We start from the raw sequence: 15,937 nt of genomic DNA on the forward strand, positions 1-15,937 counted from the left end.
GCACGCTGCGCAAGCACACCCAGATACAAACCACGCTTGTGCACCGGACTCACGCTCACCAGGTCACCACCCCAACCAGCGCCGAAACTCCCGACTACGCCCACCCAGCATCCGCCATCCCACTTGGCCGCCAACACACGAGTGACTTGGCGTCCACTTGGCGATTCCTGGATTGCAATTCCACTGGGTGGGCGCAGTGTTCACGGAGTGATGACCTGAGGCGTACCGGCGGGCGTGTCCTCGTCCGCCTCCATTTCCTCGGCAATACGCATGGCTTCGTCGATAAGCGTTTCGACAATCTTGGATTCCGGCACCGTGGCGACGACCTTCCCCTTGACGAAGATCTGCCCCTTGCCGTTGCCCGACGCCACGCCGAGGTCGGCGTCGCGGGCCTCGCCGGGACCGTTGACGACGCAGCCCATCACGGCGACGCGCAGCGGCACCTCCATGCCGTCGAGCCCGGCGGTCACCTCGTTGGCCAGCTTGTAGACGTCCACCTGCGCCCTGCCGCACGAGGGGCACGAGACGATCTCCAGACGGCGCTCCTTGAGCCCGAGGGACTCCAGGATCGCCGCGCCGACCTTGACCTCCTCGGCCGGCGGCGCCGACAGCGACACCCGGATCGTGTCGCCGATGCCCTCGGCCAGCAGGGCGCCGAAGGCCACCGCGGACTTCACCGTGCCCTGGAACTCGGGCCCCGCCTCGGTCACGCCGAGGTGCAGCGGGTAGTCGCAGGCCGCGGCCAGCTTGCGGTACGCATTGATCATCACGACCGGGTCGTGGTGCTTCACGGAGATCTTGATGTCCCGGAAGCCGTGCTCCTCGAAGAGCGAGCACTCCCACAGCGCCGACTCCACCAGGGCGTCGGGCGTCGCGCTCCCGTACTTCTCCATCAGGCGCTTGTCCAGTGAGCCCGCGTTCACGCCGATGCGGATAGGCACCTGGGCGTCCGCGGCGGCCTTGGCGATCTCGCCGACCTTGTCGTCGAACGCCTTGATGTTGCCCGGGTTCACGCGGACCGCGGCGCAGCCCGCGTCGATCGCCGCGAAGACGTACCGCGGCTGGAAGTGAATGTCGGCGATCACCGGGATCTGCGACTTGCGCGCGATCTCCGGCAGCGCGTCGGCGTCGTCGGCCGAGGGCACGGCGACCCGTACGATCTGGCAACCCGACGCCGTCAGCTCCGCGATCTGCTGGAGCGTTGCGTTCACGTCGGCCGTCACGGTCGTGCACATCGACTGCACGCTCACCGGCGCATCGCCGCCGACGAGCACGGCTCGGTCGTCATGGCCCAGCCTGAGCTGCCGGCTCTTGCGCCGGGGAGACACCTGCTGGGGCACCTTGGGCATGCCGAGGTCCACCACGTCTGATCATCCTCTCGATTCTGTCGTGCTGGGCCGGCACCGGTGGCGGGCCCCTCGGGTCAGGTCTGCGGGGCGGGCGGTCAGCGGTCGCGGTACGCGACGTAGTCCACCATCAGGTCCAGCCGCTCCCGCCAGCCGTCCGCCAGCGGCGCGCCCTCGAGGGCCGTGCGGGCGGTCCCGACGAGCTGGTCGATGTGCTCTTCGACCTCCTGGCGTACGCCGGACGCGAGCATCGCGGCGCTGAGCGCCTCGGTGTCCCACGTGCTCCCCGCCACCAGCTCGGCCACCCGGGCGTCCTTGGTGGCGGCGAGGGCGAGCAGGAGGTTCATCTTGTGCTCGCTGACGTCCAGTCCGGCCGGCTTGCCGGTCGTCTCGGAGTCGCCGAAGGCGTCGAGCAGGTCGTCGCGGAGCTGGAACGCCTCGCCGGCGGCGACGCCGTACGCCTCGAACACCTCCTGGAGGTCCTGCCGCCCGGCGAGGGACGCGCCGAGGGCGAGGGGACGGTGGATGGTGTACCGGCCGGACTTGCAGACCGCGATCCAGCGGGCGAGGTCCGTGTCCGGCTTCGGCTCGGCGGCCAGCGCGATGTCGAGCTGCTGGCCCACGAGCATCTCGGTGCCCAGGTCCGTCCAGATCTCCATGGCCGTTCCGGTCAGCCCGGCGGCGAGCCGGGTGGCGTAGCCGTACGCCAGGGCGCCGGCCAGGATGCCGATCCCCTCGCCGTAGCGGCGTGGCTCGCCGGTCCAGCCCTTGTCCGCGTGGATGGCGGCATGCTTGGCGTGCAGGGTCGGCGCGCCGCGGCGGGTGGGCGCGTTGTCCAGGATGTCGTCGTGCAGCAGCGCGGAGGCGTGCAGCAGCTCCAGCGCCGCGGCGGCGCCGATGACCGCGTCCTCGGCGGCCGAGCCGTCGGGGGCACCGCCGGCCGCCAGGTATCCGCTCACGCAGAACCTCGGCCGCAGCCGCTTGCCGCCGGCCGCGATCAGCTCCGCGATGCCCTCGACGGGCAGCGCCGCACGCGGGTCGACCGCCCGCCAGCGGGCGATCTCGGCGCTCAGCAGGTCCTCGATGCGCGCGACCGCGCGGCCGACCAGTTCCTCGGTGGCGTCGTCCGAGGGGAGGTCCTTGCCGGCGGCGGCGCCGTTCTTCTTCGGCAGTTCGAGCCCCGACGGCGGCCGGAACACGACGGTCTCCTTGGCGGTGACCTCGGTCTCGACGTCGGCGTACCCGAGGGCCGCGAGACGCTCGATGACCTCCTCGACCAGCACCTCGGGGGCGCTCGCGCCGGAGCTGACGCCGACCGTGCTGACGCCCTCCAGCCAGGCGGGGTCGAGGTGGTCCACGTTCGGCAGCAGCCGGGCCTCGGCGCCCGCGGCCTGCGCGACCTCCACCATCCGCACGGTGTTGCTGGAGTTGGCGGAGCCGACGACGAGCACGAGTTCGCTGCGCCAGGCGATCGACTTCACCGCGGTCTGCCGGTTCTGGCTGGCGTAGCAGATGTCCTCGCTGCCCGCGCCGACGATCTCGGGGAAGCGCTCGCGCAGCACGGACACGATCTCCTCGGTGTCGTCCACCGAGAGCGTGGTCTGGGTGAGGAACGCGGCGCGCGTGCCCTCCGGCAGCTCCAGGTTCCTGGCCGCCTCCGCGTCCTCCACGATGATCGTACGGTCCGGGGCCTCCCCGTAGGTGCCCTCGATCTCCTCGTGGTCGGCGTGCCCGACGAGGAGCAGGGTGCGTTCGTCGCGGGCGAACCGGCGCGCCTCCTGGTGCACCTTGGCCACGAGGGGGCAGGTCGCGTCGATGACCTGGAGGCTGCGCTGCGCCGCGTTGCTGCGCACCTCGGGGGAGACGCCGTGCGCGGAGAAGATGCACACCGCCCCGTCCGGCACCTCCGTCTCGGAGTCGACGAACCTGACGCCCCGTTCCTCCAGCCGGCGTACCACGTGCTCGTTGTGGACGATCTGCTTGCGTACGTACAGCGGTGCGCCGTGGATCTCGAGCGCGCGCTCGACGATCTCAATGGCCCTGATCACTCCCGCGCAGAAGCCGCGCGGCTCTGCGAGAATGAGCTTCTTGCCGCCCGATTGCTTCTTGTTATCCACCGCGGTAGCCATATGGAAAAGACTGCGGAACCGCGGCTGTGAGCGTCAAGGATCATTGCGGGGCAACATATTGTCACCGGTTTGCCGGGATGTGTCTCGCCTGGTCAACAGGGGTCCGAACCCCTACGGCGGGGCGGCGGAGGGGCAACCGATTAAAGCATGGAAAGTCCCGGGAGAGAGCTGGCACGGGGTGCCTGCGAACGCCTTGGGCCGGACTGTGCGGCGAGTTGGCGCCGGCTTGTCGGCGTACCCGGCAATGCGTTGCCGCAGGCAGCTTCCCGATTCTCCCGCGCCGGGTTCCCGGCCGCCGCTGCCGCCTCGGCCGGTGGCCAGGGTTCCGCCAAGTCGGCGCCAACCGGGTCCACAGTCAGGGCCAAGCCTGGTGACGGACCCTGGGCAGGCTGAGCTGGTAGCTGCCCCATACATCTGACCTGACCTCGACCCGTCGACCCCCATCGACTTGCGGAGGATTCCATGTCCGGTGCTGCTGACGTCGAGCGTGTCTATTCGGCCATGGAGGAGGCGGCCCGCCTCCTCGACATCACTGTCTCCCGGGAAAAGGTCAGACCCGCTCTGGAGGCGTACCACGAGGTGCTCGCCGACGCCGTGGTGGTCTTCTCGATGGCGAGCGGACGCTACGCGACGGAGCTCGACTTCAGCATCTCGGTGCCGGCGGAGGCCGGCGACCCGTACCGCGTGGCGTTAGCCAAGGGGTTGACCCCCCGCACCGACCACCCCGTCGGCAGACTGCTCGCCGACACCCAGGAGCACTGCCCCGTCAGCATGTTCGCCTTCGACGGCGAGATCACCGGCGGGTTTAAGAAGACGTACGCCTTCTTCCCGACGAACGATCTGCAGAGCGCGTCGAAGCTGGCCGAGATCCCCTCCATGCCGGACAGCGTGAAGGAGAACGCCGACCTGTTCGCGCGGTACGGCCTCGACAAGGTGCAGATGACGTCGATCGACTACAAGAAGAAGGCGGTCAACCTCTACTTCAGCGAGATGTCCCCGGACATCCTCGGCCCCGACACCGTCCGGTCGATGCTCCGCGACATGGGCCTGAAGGAGACCGGCGAGACGGGGCTGACGTTCGCGCGCCGCTCGTTCTCCGTCTACCCCACGCTGAACTGGGAGACCGGCAGGATCGAACGGCTCTGCTTCGCCGTGATCAGCAGGGACCCCACGCTGGCGCCGGCCGAGCGGGCGGAGGACCTGGCGAAGTTCTCGAAGTACGCGAACAACGCGCCGTACGCGTACGCCGGCGAGGCGCGCACCCTCGTCTACGGCCTCACGCTCACGCCCCGCGAGGAGTACTACAAGCTCGGCTCGTACTACCAGATCAGCGACATCCAGCGGAAGCTGCTCAAGGCGTTCGACTCGCTCAACGACTAGGTTCCGTCCGGCGGAAGGGCCGGTGTCCCCGTCGCGGGAACACCGGCCCTTCCGCCGTCCGTACGGATGCGTGCTAGAGCGCGAGCGCGATGTCGACGTCCGCCAGCTCGGCCTGAATGCGGATGGCGGTGATCCGCCCGTCGTCGACGGTGAAGCGGAACGCGAGCCGCGGCCGGCCGCCCTTCGCCCAGACCAGCCCGGCCGTCCCGTCGATGAGCGCCGGCACCGGCGCCCAGGCGCGGCCGGCGAAGACGCGGGTGACGGCGTCGGCCCCGCGCAGCTCGGCGTCGACGCCCATCTGCACCGCGGTCGCGTCGGAGCGCAGCACGATGTCCGGGTCCAGCATCGACAGCAGCGCCTCGAAGTTGCCCTCCCGGGAGGCGGCGAGGAAGGCGCTGGCCAGATCGGACTTGCCCGTCTTGGGGGTATCCGCGCTCTTGTCGTACACGCCGACGGCCGCGGTCCTGGCCAGCGGTGCGGCCCGCTGCACGCGGCGCCGGGCGCGGCTGGCCAGCTGGCGGGCCGCGGCGGGGGAGCGGTCGACGATGGTCGCTATCTCCTCGAAGGGGACGGCGAACATGTCGTGCAGCACGAACGCCAGTCGCTCGGCGGGCGTGAGGGTGTCGAGCACCACCAGCAGCGCGACGCCGACGGAGTCGGCGAGGACGGCCTCCTCCTCCGGGTCGTCCGGCGCGGCCTCGCCGTGCGGCTCGCCGGCCTCGGTGGTGTCCACCAGGTCCTCGGGGCGTGACTTGCGGGACTGGAGCATGTTCAGCGAGACCCGGGCGACGATCGTCGTCAGCCAGCCGCTGAGGTTCTCCACCTCGTCGGTGCGCGAGCGGCTGAGGCGGATCCACGCCTCCTGGACCGCGTCGTCGGCTTCGGCGGCAGAGCCGAGCATCCGGTACGAGAGTGCGCGCAAACGGGGGCGATCACTTTCGAACCGCTCGGCCAGCCAGTCGTGATCACTCATCTGGTCAAGTCCTCTCACCGGCGCCTGCCAAGTTGATGACCGGCGGGATCCCGCCGTTGTGACGAGCCGGGGACCGCCACCGGCCCGGTGCCGTGCCACGTCGCCGCCTCCCGTCCGCGCCGGTCGCGGCCGTCGGTGACAACAGCCGGCAACGAGCTTACTCCGTAGGGCGACGGCCATGACCTGCGCCTGGGCTCCGGCAGACGGATGCCCGCCCGGTACGTACCGGACGAGCACTCCCGCGCCGGAGCGCCGGCCCTCGCCCCCGCGGCCGTGGAAGGCGCGCGGTGCCGGGGACGAGGACCGGCGGCGCCGGTTACGCGCGTTCCGCGGTGAAGAAGACGAACGTGCCGGGGCCCCACTCCTCGCGGATCCGCAGGCCGGCGTCGGCCAGCAGCTCCTTGAGCGTGTCCGGGTCGAACGGGCGCGGCCCGACCCGGTATTCGGCGGGGGTGTGGGCGGCGACGAAGTGGCGGTAGACGGGATCGTCCGAGTTCCGGAAGGTCATCACCGTGAACGTGCCGCCGGGCCGCAGGCACCGCCCGACCTCGGCGACGGCCGCCGGCGGGTCGGGGAACGCCTGGAGCGCGTTCCAGCACAGCACCGCGCCCAGGCTCGCGTCCTTGAAGGGCAGCGGCGCGGCGCCGGACCTGATCGCCGGGACCCCGGGCAGCCGGGCGCGCAGCATCGAGAGCATCGGTCCCGTCGCGTCGAGCGCGACGACGCGCTCCGCGCCGACCGTGTCCGCGAGGACGCCGGTCCAGCGGCCCGCGCCGCAGCCGAGGTCGAGCACCGGGCCCTCGACCGGGCGGACGTGCCGGGCCAGGTAGTCGTCCTCGATGCCGGTGGTCACCGCGTCGTCCCAGTTGCTGCCGCACAGCCGCAGGAAGTTCGGGCGGGCGATCCGCTCGTAGAAGAGGGTCATGCCCGGCGTCTCGGCGACCATGAAGTCGAAGTCGTCGGCCTCGTCCCCGGCCATGGTCTTGGTGAGGTCCAGGATGCCGGCCGAGACCGGGTACGCCGTGTCGCACTCGGTGCACCGCGCCCGGCGCGCGGCGACCTCGAAGGCGCCGCCGCAGGCCGGGCAGCGCAGCGCGGGCTCGTGCGCGTCGAAGAGGTTCACGGCCGGCTCGGCGGCCCGGACGACCTGCTCGGCCGGCGGGAATTCGATCTCGGCGGGGACGGCGGGGGAGGTCCAGTTGCGCACCGCCCAGTACGCCTTGGCGCCGAGGCCGGCGAAGGCCGTTCCGGTGTCGGCGCGCCAGCCGCGTACGACCTCCTCCGGGGACATCGCCTCGATCCAGCGCTTGTCGAAGTCACCCTCGGCGCCGTACCGCTGCCAGGCGGCGGGGGAGGGGAACACCCGGCCGAGAACGGGGTGTTCGGGGTCGAGGGTGGCCAGCGCCCGGTCGAGCCGGGAGTAGTCGTCCTCGTGGAGGCCGGCCTGGCGGGCCGCGGCGAGCACGCGCTCACGCGCCGCGGGGAAGTGCGCCAGCAGGTAGCACAGCGCCAGGAAGAGCGGGTCGCCCTGGTCGAGGCCGCCCGCCAGGTCGGCGTAGGCGTCGAGGCCGGTGCCGACCGCGGTGGCGACGGGGCCGTCCGTCGCCGGATACTCGGTCTCGACGAGGAGACCGAGCAGCACCGCCGCGTAGCCGCGTCTCCGGTCGTCCAGCGCCTCGAAGCGGCCGGCGAGCTCCTCCGCGGCCGGCAGGGCGAGGCCGGTGGCGGCACCGTCCCGCCACAGCGCGCCCGTCAACTGCCGGAATTCCGCGTCGAGACGGTCGTCTGGTGCGTCCACGAAGGCGCTGACGAGTTCGTGCACCTTCGCCGGGGCGGCGGAAGCGCTCATGTGCGATCCTTTCGCGAGAGGCAGGCGGGGCTGCGTAAGGCGGTATCGGCGCGCGCCGGATGCAGGACTCTGCCGCGGGCGGTCGGAATGTCAGCCGCTGAGCCGGTCATCCGCGGAACACGGTTTCGCAGGAATGCCGCAGCCAAGGAATCATTCCTCCAGTTTAGTTGCCGGCCGATTCCCCCGGCGCGATCATCTTATGGGGAAAGACCGCTTCCTGCCCGGGGACGGATCGAGCGATCCGGCGGGGGCAACATATTGCTACTCCGCGCGGACGACGCGTCGGTGGCGGCTCAGCCGGTGTTCCACGCGCGGAGTTTCTCGGGGTTGAGCACGGCCCAGATCCGGGTGATGCGGTCCCCGCCGATGTCGAAGGCCAGGACCGCGACGGTCTCGCCGTTCCGTTCACTGACCAGTCCCGGCTGGCCGTTGACCGTACGCTCCAGGATCGTCAGCGGGCTCCGGGCCGCCAGCCCGGCGCAGGCGAGGGCGATCTCCCGTGCGCCGGTGACCGGATGGGTGACCGCGGCGGCCAGCCCGCCGCCGTCGGCGGTCACGGTGGCGTTCGGATCCAGCAGCCCGATGAGGGCGTCGATGTCCTGGGCCTCCCAGACCTGCCGGAACTCCCGGACGATGCCGGCCTTCCTGGCCGGCGCGGTCGCGGGGGTACGGGACGGCCGGATCCGGCGCCGGGCGGAGGAGGCCAGCTGCCGGCAGGCTCCCGGCGACCGGCCGACGATCTCGGCCACCTCCGCGAAGGAGTACCGGAAGACGTCGTGCAGCACGAACGCCACCCGCTCGGCCGGCGTCATCGACTCCAGCATCACCAGGAACGCCATGCTCACCGACTCGTCCAGGGTGATCCGGTCGGCCGGGTCCATGTGGCTGCCGCCGCCGCGGGCGGTGGTCCACTCGGTGTGCTCCGGCAGCGGCTCGGGAATCCACTGCCCGACGTACGTCTCCCGCCGCACCCGCGCCGAGTTCAGCAGGTTCAGGCAGATCCGGCTGGTCACCGTCGTCAGCCAGGCGCCCGGGGACTCGATGGCCTCCTGCTCGGCCCGCGGCATCGCGTACCAGCGGGCGTACGCCTCCTGCACCGCGTCCTCGGCGTCGGAGAGCGAACCCAGCAGCCGGTAGGCCAGATTGATCATCTGGCGTCGCTCGCCCATGATCACGCCCAGGCCCGGATCCGGTGCCGCAACCCCCGGCCCCGACTCGGTGGTCATCGCGCCACCAGCCTCCTCCACGCAACAGCCCTCGGCATCTCGTCAAGGTAACCCACCCGCACACCGGCGCAGCGCCACGCCTCACATTCGGCCAACGTGCCTTGTCGTACAGATGAGACGCACATATCCACGTGCGAGCAGGGCGCTTTCGAGCCGCGTTCCCTCCCCCCGTCCGGCGCGCGGCCGGCCCCTGCTCGTTCGCGTTCCGGCCGGCGGAATCCGGCCGGCTCGGCGCAGGGACCCACGAACCGATCACCACGGTGGAGGCGATGGAGTATGGCAGTGGAGTACAGCCCCTACGACGAGCAGCTCAACGTCGACCCTTATCCGCTGTACGCGCAGCTTCGCGAAAAGGCGCCCGTTTACCACAACGAGGAGCTGGACATCTGGGCGCTGTCACGGCACGCGGACGTCGACGCCGCGCTGCGCGACTCGGCGGGCTTCTCCAGCGCCAACGGCCCGCTGCTGGACTCCGCCATCTGGGGACCCGACGCGCACAAGGTGATGTCGTTCAACGCCATGGATCCGCCCGACCACACCAGGACCCGGGCCCTGGTGTCCGGTGTGTTCAGCCCCCGGCACATGAACGGGCTGGAGGAGCGGATCCGCGACATCGTGCGCACCCACCTCGACCCGGCGCTGGAGCGCGAGTCCTTCGACTTCGTCGCCGACGTCGCGGCCACCGTCCCGATGGACGTGATCTCGGAGCTGATCGGCGTCCCGCACGAGGACCGCGCGGAGGCGCGCCGCCTCATCCACCTCGCCTTCCACCGCCCGCCCGGCGCCCGCGACCTCACGCCCGAGAACGCCCAGGCGATGGGCGAGTTGGCCGGTTACTACCTGCGCTGGGTGAGCGAACGGCGCCGCAACCCCGGCACGGACCTGCTCACCTCGCTGGGCCAGGCGCGGCCCGACGGCGCGCTCCTGACGGACGAGCAGATCGTCGCCGTGCTGGGGCTGCTGGTCACGGCGGGGTACGAGACGAGTCTGCGGATGCTGGGCAACGCCTGGTACTGGGCGTGGCGCAACCCGGACCAGCGCGCCCGCGCCTTCGACGGCGGGATCACCGAGTGGGTCGAGGAGACGCTGCGCTACGACACGCCCGTCCAGTACATGGTCCGTACCCTCACCGAGGACCGCACCCTGCACGGCGTCCCCGTGCCCGCGGGCGCGCGCGTCCTGTGCCTGATCGCCGCCGCCAACCGCGACCCCGAGGTGTTCCCCGACGCCGAGCGCTTCGACCTCGGCCGCGACACCCACCGCGTGATCAGCTTCGGCGGCGGCCCGCACTACTGCCTCGGCGCCCCGCTGGCCCGGCTGGAGGCGCGCGTCGTCCTGGCCGAACTGGCGCGCCGCGTCAGCGCGTACGAGATCGACGCGGACCGTGCCGTCCGCGTCTACACCACCAACATCCGGGGCTTCTCCTCGCTGCCCACCACCATCAAGCTCCGCTGACGGCTGAGGATCGCGTATGAGGTTCGGCATATCGACGTTCGTGACCGACAAGGGCATCGCACCCGCCGCGCTCGCCGTGGCGGTGGAGGAGCGCGGGTTCGACTCGCTGTTCGTGACCGAGCACAGCCACATCCCGGCCAGCCGGGACACGCCCTTCCCCGGCGGCGGTGAACTGCCCCAGGTCTACTACCGCACCTTCGACCCGATCGTGACGCTCACCGCGGCCGCCGTCGTCACCGAGCGGCTGCGGCTCGGCACCGGCATCGCGCTGATCCCGCAGCGCGACCCGATCCTCCTCGCCAAGGAGATGGCCTCGCTCGACCAGGTCTCCGACGGCCGCGCCGTCCTCGGCATCGGCGCCGGCTGGAACCGCGAGGAGATGCGCGACCACGGCACGGACCCGCGCACCCGGTTCGCGCTCATGCGCGAGCGGGTGCTGGCGATGAAGGAGCTGTGGACGCACGAACTGGCCGAGTTCCACGGCGAGTACGTCGACTTCCCGCCGGCGTACTGCTGGCCGAAGCCGGCCCACCCGATCCCGGTGCTCGTCGGCGGCTGGGCGCCGGGGACGTTCGACCGGATCATCGAGTACGGCGACGGGTGGTTCCCCTTCGGCGCGAGCCCCGCGGCACTCGTCCCCGCCGTCGCCGAGCTGCGCGAGCGGGCCGGGCGGCGGGTGCCGGTCGTCGTGCACGCGGCCCCGCCCGAGCCGAAGGCCGTCGCGGACCTGACGGAGGCGGGCGTGGACGAGATCACGTTCAACCTGCGGTCCGCACCGCGCGACGAGACCCTGCGCCAGCTCGACCGGATGGCAGAGCTGCTGGGCTGACCGCCCGCGCCCCCGGCCCGCGGGCCGGGGGCGTGCGGTGGCTCAGGAGGGGGGGTCGGGGGCGTGCTTCATCAGGGCGGTCTCGCCGGCCGACCAGCCGCCGTCCACGGAGATGTCCGCGCCCGTCATGTACGAGGCCGCGTCCGAGACCAGGAAGGCCACCGCCTCGCCGATCTCCTCCGGCGTGCCGAGCCGGTTCAGCGGCGCGAACGGGAAGTTGCCCTCACCGGGCTTGGCGCCGTTGGCGGCGGTCATGGGGGTGTAGACGAGGCCGGGATGGACGGAGTTCACCCGTATCCGGTAGCGGCCCAGCTCCACCGCGGCCGTCTTCGTCAGACCCCGGGCGCCCCACTTGGACGCCCCGTACCCCGCCGTCATGGGGTGCCCGTTCAGGCCCGTGGCGGAGCCGACGTTGACGATCGAGCCGCCGCCGGCCGCGCGCATCGCCGGGACGACCGCCTTCACGCCGAGGAACACCCCGGTGAGGTTCACCTTCACGACCTGCTCGAACTTCTCCAGGCTCTCGTCCTCGATCAGCGACCAGGAGTCGACCCCGGCGTTGTTGACCAGGCCGTCCAGCCTGCCGTAGCGCCCGACGACCGCGTCCACCACGGCCGTCCAGTCGTCCTCGCTGGTCACGTCGTGGCGGAGGAAGATCCCGCCGGCCTCGGCGGCGGTCTTCTCGCCCTGCTCACTGCCCCGCCCGGTCACCACGACCGCGGCCCCGTCCCGGGCCAGGCGGGCGACGACCGCCCGGCCCAGCCCGCCGGCGCCGCCCGTCACGATCACTACCTTGTCCTGCAAGCCAGACACGGTCGTTCCTCCTGGTGTTCATGCGGTGGACGGAACCGGCCGGGGCCGGTGCGGTGCCGGGCGCGCGGCCCCGCGTCCGTCCCGGCTCCCGGCTCCCGGCGGGGTCAGAACCCGATGGCCTCGCGGAGCAGCAGGACGGTGCCGCGCCCGGGGTAGTAGTTCGGGTTGAAGGCGTGGAGGATGAGGACGCGGTTGAGGGCGCTGCCCACCCCGTACGCCTTCATGGCCCGCTCGTCCTCCAGCTTGGTGCAGTGGGTTTCGAGACGGCGCAGCCCGGTCTCCACGTCGGGCACCACCTTCTGCGCCCCGACGACCCAGATGGCGTGGTCGGAGCCGCCGGTGTAGCCGGTGAGCTGGCTTCCGCTGGCCGAGCCGATCACGAGGGAGCCGGTCTCGGTGACCGCGTGGACGCTGCCGACGATGACGTCGTGGTGGCCGAGCAGCCGCCGGATGTCCTTCCGCTGGGCGGTGCGGTCCATGGCCAGGCTCTGCGTCCTGACGGAGTCGTACCGCTCGCTGTTGAGATCCTCGTCGATGCCGGACAGGCGCAGCGTCTCGCTGGCCCCGGTGAACACGGTGGCGCCCTCGGGAACGAGGTCCTTGACGCGGGCGCGCGCGGCCGCGGCGTCGTCGAGGATCTCGGCCTCGAAGCCGTTGCCCTTCAGTGCGGTGGCCACCTTCTCCAGGCGCTCCGCGGGCGCCGGCTCGGTGAACGACGGTGCCGGGGTCGTCATGGTTTCTCCTGTTTGTCGGGTGCGGCGGATCTGAGTGAGCAGGCGGAGCCGTCCGGGCGCGATCGCGGGGGACGGAGAAGCGGGTCGTGGTGGTTCCCGGGCCGCCTGCTCGCCGGATGACGTGTTCGTCGTCTCCCTCTGTACGACAAGACATCCCGCCGGAATGTGACGCGGGTACCCCGCCGGGGTGACTACAGGACCTTCAGGAGCACGACGGTCCACTGGAATCCGAGCCCCTCGGAGACGAGGAGGACGAGGTCGCCGCTGCGGCAGCGGTCGTGGTCCACGAGGTGTGCGAGGGCGCCGAACGGGTCGGCGGCGCCGACGTGGCCGGTGACCGCCGCGTAGTCCCACGTGGTGCGCGACACCGGGATGTCCAGCGCGTCGAGGTAGTTGCGCTTGAGGAAGGGCGCGCCGATGGCCGGGACGAGCACGTGGGCGACGTCCGCGAGACCGGCACCGGCCCGGGAGAGGGCGGCGCCGATCGTGGCCGTCAGGCCGGACCTGAGGCGGCCGATGACGACCTCCGTGCCCATCCGGGTGGTGAGGAAGGCGCGGGCGCGCGCGGTGATGTCGACGGGGGTGCGGTCCGAGGGCACCTCGGCGTGCAGCCCGCTCAGCAGCGGATCGGTGAGGGTCGCCGCGGAGAGCAGCCGGGCGAATCCCGCGTCGCGGGCGAGTACGACGGCGGCGGCGCCGTCGGCGAACACGTACCCCTGCTCGCAGTTGAAGCGGTCGATGTGGGGCCGGCTCCAGAGGTCGCCCGCGACGACGAGGGCGGCGCGCTCCCGGGTGGCGAGCATCCGCTGGGCGGCGATCACGAGGGCGTTGAGTCCGGCCACGCAGCCGCCCGATATCTCGGCGGCGAAGACCGCGGGGGCGCTGACGGCTTCGGCGACCGCGGTGGCCAGGTTGTGCAGCGGCGGGCGCGGCTGCGGGAAGACGTTGGCGAAGAGCACGGTGCCGAGGGCGGCGGCGGGCACGGGCGCGCGGCCGACGGCCGACACGGCCGCGCCGGCGGCGAGGTCGTAGAGGCTGCTCGTCTCCTCGGCGACGGTGACGCTGCGGTACCCGGTGAGTTCCGCGTCCGCCGCGGAGATCAGCCCGTCACGGACGGCTTCGGCGAGGGGCAGGGCGGGCGGCGCCTCGACCGCCGCCGACGCGAGGCGCAGATCGCCGCCCGCGGTGAAGTCGAGAGCGCTGGGGGTGAGCGGTGGGAAGGGAGGCGGTGCCGAAACCGGGGTCGTCATGATCGCTCCTGGCGGGGTGTCTGTGTCGGTGGTGACGAGCAGGCGGGGCCGGCCGGCGCGATGTCGGGGGGCAGGGCGTCGGATTCATGGGGGTCACTGGCTTCCTGTTCGCGGGCTGGTGCGTTCGTTCACCTGTACGACAAGGCGCGTCGGCGGAATGTGAGGTGCGGTCCCGCAAGGGTCCCCGCCTTTCGGCCAAGGGGCGCGTGTCCGCGGATACGTGCAGGTCGGGGCGGCTTCCTCGGTTCCGCACGGCCGCCCTCGCCGTCCGCTTGGCGATTTCTTGGCAGCCGCTTGGCGGTCGATTGGCGGTCGTAGAGGTCGCCTTGACGGTGTACACGACGGGCTCTTAGCGTCGGATGCCATGACGGGATTACGGGAATCGGGGCAATTGCTGCCTGACCAGGTGCAAGTGCTCGTAGTGGGCGCCGGACCCGCCGGCATGGTGGCCGGCATCACCCTCGCGGGCTACGGCGTCGACGTCCTGCTCGTCGAGAAGCGCCCGGAGGCGTCCGAGCTGTCGCGGGCCATGCTCATCAGCACCAGGACCATGGAACTGGTGCGCCGCTGGGGCCTGGAGGCGGCGGTACGCGCCAAGGCGAGCGACGTCGAGGCGTACACGTACGTCACCGAGACCCTGGCCGCCGGCACCGGCACCGAGATGCCGATGGCCATCCCGACCCGGCCCGAGGCGGCCCTGGTGAGCCCGACCCGGCCCGCGTGGGCGCCGCAGGACGACCTGGAGCCCGTGCTCCTGGCCCATCTGCGCACGCTGCCCGCCGCGCAGGTGCGGCTCGGCTGCGAACTCACCGCGCTCTTCCAGGACGACGACGGCATCCGGGCCACGCTGCTCGACCACGCGACCGGGAGCAGCCACGTGGTCGAGGCGCGCTACGTGATCGGCGGCGACGGCCCGTACAGCACGGTGCGCGAGCAACTCGGCATCGCCATGGAGGGCCTGGACCACCTCGGCGGCTACGAGTCGGTCCAGTTCCGGGCCGAGCTCGACGGCGTCATCGGGGACCCGGACCGCAAGCCCGCCGTCTACATGATCACCCGGCCGGACGCGGCCGGCTTCCTCAGCCGCCGCGGCCAGGGGGACCGGTGGAGCTTCGCGCGCGGTCGCGCCCCCGACCAGCCGGGTCTCGCCGACCTCGACGACGCCGGGCTGGCCGCGCTGCTGGCCCGCGCGGCGGGCGTCGACACGCTCCGGCCGCGGATCGAGCGGTTCAGCAGCTTCGCGCTCGCCGCCATGCTCGCCGACCGGTACCGGGAGCGCCGCGGCTTCGTCATCGGCGACGCCGCCCACCGGATGACGCCCCGCGGCGGCACCGGCATGAACACCGCGATCCAGGACGCCTTCGACCTCGGCTGGAAGCTCGCCTGGACGCTCCAGGGCTGGGCACGGGACGACCTGCTCGACACCTACGAGACCGAGCGCCGCCCGGTCGGCAGGCACAACGTCGACTTCTCCGCCGCCCCGCCCACCGAGCCCGCCACCGCCGCGGAGACCCTGCCGTGGGACCTCAACGGACGGCTGGCCCACCACTGGGTCCCGCCCGCGGACGGCGCGCGGGACGAGCCGGTCTCCACCGTCGACCTGATCGGCGACGGGCTCACCCTGCTCACCGGTCCCGAGGGGAAGCGCTGGACCGGGGCCGGAGCCGTCGGCGCCGGGCCCGTGCCGCTCGCGGTGCACACCCTCGACCGGGCCACCGCCGACGCCCTCGGGCTGCCGCCCGCGGGCGCGATGCTCGTACGCCCCGACTGCCGCGAGATCCAGCGGTGGCCGGAGTACGACGAGGCCGCACCGCCCCGGGTGGAGTCCCTGACCCCGGCCGCGCACGCGCTCCTCGCCGCCGACTGAGCGCACCGCCGGAACGCCACGGGCCGCCGGCCTCACATTCCGGAGCGCTGTCCTGTCGGATGACCGGGGGGCCGCCCCGGGGCGTC

The 15,937-nt window shown here is 72.1% G+C and carries 12 protein-coding genes; 4 read left to right on the forward strand and 8 right to left on the reverse strand.

The window, feature by feature from the left end:
- Positions 1–200 precede the first annotated feature (200 nt).
- The gene (gene ispG, locus FB457_RS25275; RefSeq protein WP_047020377.1) at positions 201–1,349 is read right to left on the reverse strand and encodes a flavodoxin-dependent (E)-4-hydroxy-3-methylbut-2-enyl-diphosphate synthase; all 1,149 of its coding nucleotides are present in this window, start codon (positions 1,347–1,349) and stop codon (positions 201–203) included.
- A 95-nt stretch (positions 1,350–1,444) separates the two neighbouring features.
- On the reverse strand, positions 1,445–3,475 hold the full coding sequence (ispH, locus tag FB457_RS36410) for a 4-hydroxy-3-methylbut-2-enyl diphosphate reductase (protein ID WP_078898445.1): 2,031 nt from the start codon (positions 3,473–3,475) through the stop codon (positions 1,445–1,447).
- 462 nt (positions 3,476–3,937) lie between these two features.
- Here ispH and FB457_RS25285 point away from each other — a divergent pair, with 462 nt between their 5' ends.
- Positions 3,938–4,855 (forward strand): aromatic prenyltransferase, encoded by a 918-nt coding sequence (locus tag FB457_RS25285; RefSeq protein ID WP_047018069.1) that lies wholly within the window; start codon positions 3,938–3,940, stop codon positions 4,853–4,855.
- Between the two features lie 73 nt (positions 4,856–4,928).
- Here the strand turns inward: FB457_RS25285 and FB457_RS25290 are convergent, their stop codons facing one another.
- The 3 genes from FB457_RS25290 to sigJ all read right to left on the reverse strand — a co-directional run bounded on the left by FB457_RS25290 (position 4,929) and on the right by sigJ (position 8,903).
- Complete coding sequence (locus FB457_RS25290; RefSeq protein ID WP_047018070.1) at positions 4,929–5,828, reverse strand: sigma-70 family RNA polymerase sigma factor; 900 nt, start codon at positions 5,826–5,828, stop codon at positions 4,929–4,931.
- Between the two features lie 316 nt (positions 5,829–6,144).
- On the reverse strand, positions 6,145–7,677 hold the full coding sequence (locus FB457_RS25295) for a methyltransferase domain-containing protein (protein ID WP_145783425.1): 1,533 nt from the start codon (positions 7,675–7,677) through the stop codon (positions 6,145–6,147).
- A gap of 293 nt (positions 7,678–7,970) precedes the next feature.
- Positions 7,971–8,903 carry an RNA polymerase sigma factor SigJ gene (gene sigJ, locus FB457_RS25300; protein ID WP_047018072.1) on the reverse strand — a complete coding sequence of 311 codons (933 nt, stop codon included), beginning with the start codon at positions 8,901–8,903 and terminating at the stop codon, positions 7,971–7,973.
- Between the two features lie 282 nt (positions 8,904–9,185).
- Between sigJ and FB457_RS25305 the strand changes: the two genes are divergently transcribed.
- The gene (locus tag FB457_RS25305; RefSeq protein ID WP_222439519.1) at positions 9,186–10,358 is read left to right on the forward strand and encodes a cytochrome P450; all 1,173 of its coding nucleotides are present in this window, start codon (positions 9,186–9,188) and stop codon (positions 10,356–10,358) included.
- 16 nt (positions 10,359–10,374) lie between these two features.
- Positions 10,375–11,187: an LLM class F420-dependent oxidoreductase gene (locus tag FB457_RS25310; protein ID WP_047018074.1), complete on the forward strand. Its 813-nt coding sequence runs from the start codon at positions 10,375–10,377 to the stop codon at positions 11,185–11,187.
- A gap of 42 nt (positions 11,188–11,229) precedes the next feature.
- On the opposite strand, the gene FB457_RS25315 is transcribed toward FB457_RS25310, so the two are convergent.
- The 3 genes from FB457_RS25315 to FB457_RS25325 all read right to left on the reverse strand — a co-directional run bounded on the left by FB457_RS25315 (position 11,230) and on the right by FB457_RS25325 (position 13,984).
- A complete protein-coding gene (locus FB457_RS25315) occupies positions 11,230–12,000 on the reverse strand; it encodes a glucose 1-dehydrogenase (RefSeq protein WP_145783429.1) in 771 nt (256 codons plus the stop codon).
- 104 nt (positions 12,001–12,104) lie between these two features.
- The gene (locus FB457_RS25320) at positions 12,105–12,734 is read right to left on the reverse strand and encodes an LUD domain-containing protein (protein WP_047018076.1); all 630 of its coding nucleotides are present in this window, start codon (positions 12,732–12,734) and stop codon (positions 12,105–12,107) included.
- Between the two features lie 191 nt (positions 12,735–12,925).
- The gene (locus FB457_RS25325) at positions 12,926–13,984 is read right to left on the reverse strand and encodes a 3-oxoacyl-[acyl-carrier-protein] synthase III C-terminal domain-containing protein (protein WP_145783431.1); all 1,059 of its coding nucleotides are present in this window, start codon (positions 13,982–13,984) and stop codon (positions 12,926–12,928) included.
- A gap of 406 nt (positions 13,985–14,390) precedes the next feature.
- Between FB457_RS25325 and FB457_RS25330 the strand changes: the two genes are divergently transcribed.
- The gene (locus tag FB457_RS25330) at positions 14,391–15,851 is read left to right on the forward strand and encodes an FAD-dependent monooxygenase (protein ID WP_164492584.1); all 1,461 of its coding nucleotides are present in this window, start codon (positions 14,391–14,393) and stop codon (positions 15,849–15,851) included.
- The last annotated feature ends 86 nt before the right edge of the window (positions 15,852–15,937 follow it).

Source organism: Streptomyces sp. CNZ287, assembly GCF_007827615.1.

Coding starts and splice junctions, on each gene's coding strand:
- ispH (WP_078898445.1), bottom strand. CDS start 3,475: ATGGCTACCGCGGTGGATAACAAGAAGCAATCGGGCGGCAAGAAGCTC.
- FB457_RS25325 (WP_145783431.1), bottom strand. CDS start 13,984: ATGACGACCCCGGTTTCGGCACCGCCTCCCTTCCCACCGCTCACCCCC.
- FB457_RS25295 (WP_145783425.1), bottom strand. CDS start 7,677: ATGAGCGCTTCCGCCGCCCCGGCGAAGGTGCACGAACTCGTCAGCGCC.
- FB457_RS25310 (WP_047018074.1), top strand. CDS start 10,375: ATGAGGTTCGGCATATCGACGTTCGTGACCGACAAGGGCATCGCACCC.
- FB457_RS25285 (WP_047018069.1), top strand. CDS start 3,938: ATGTCCGGTGCTGCTGACGTCGAGCGTGTCTATTCGGCCATGGAGGAG.
- ispG (WP_047020377.1), bottom strand. CDS start 1,349: ATGCCCAAGGTGCCCCAGCAGGTGTCTCCCCGGCGCAAGAGCCGGCAG.
- FB457_RS25320 (WP_047018076.1), bottom strand. CDS start 12,734: ATGACGACCCCGGCACCGTCGTTCACCGAGCCGGCGCCCGCGGAGCGC.
- sigJ (WP_047018072.1), bottom strand. CDS start 8,903: ATGACCACCGAGTCGGGGCCGGGGGTTGCGGCACCGGATCCGGGCCTG.
- FB457_RS25290 (WP_047018070.1), bottom strand. CDS start 5,828: ATGAGTGATCACGACTGGCTGGCCGAGCGGTTCGAAAGTGATCGCCCC.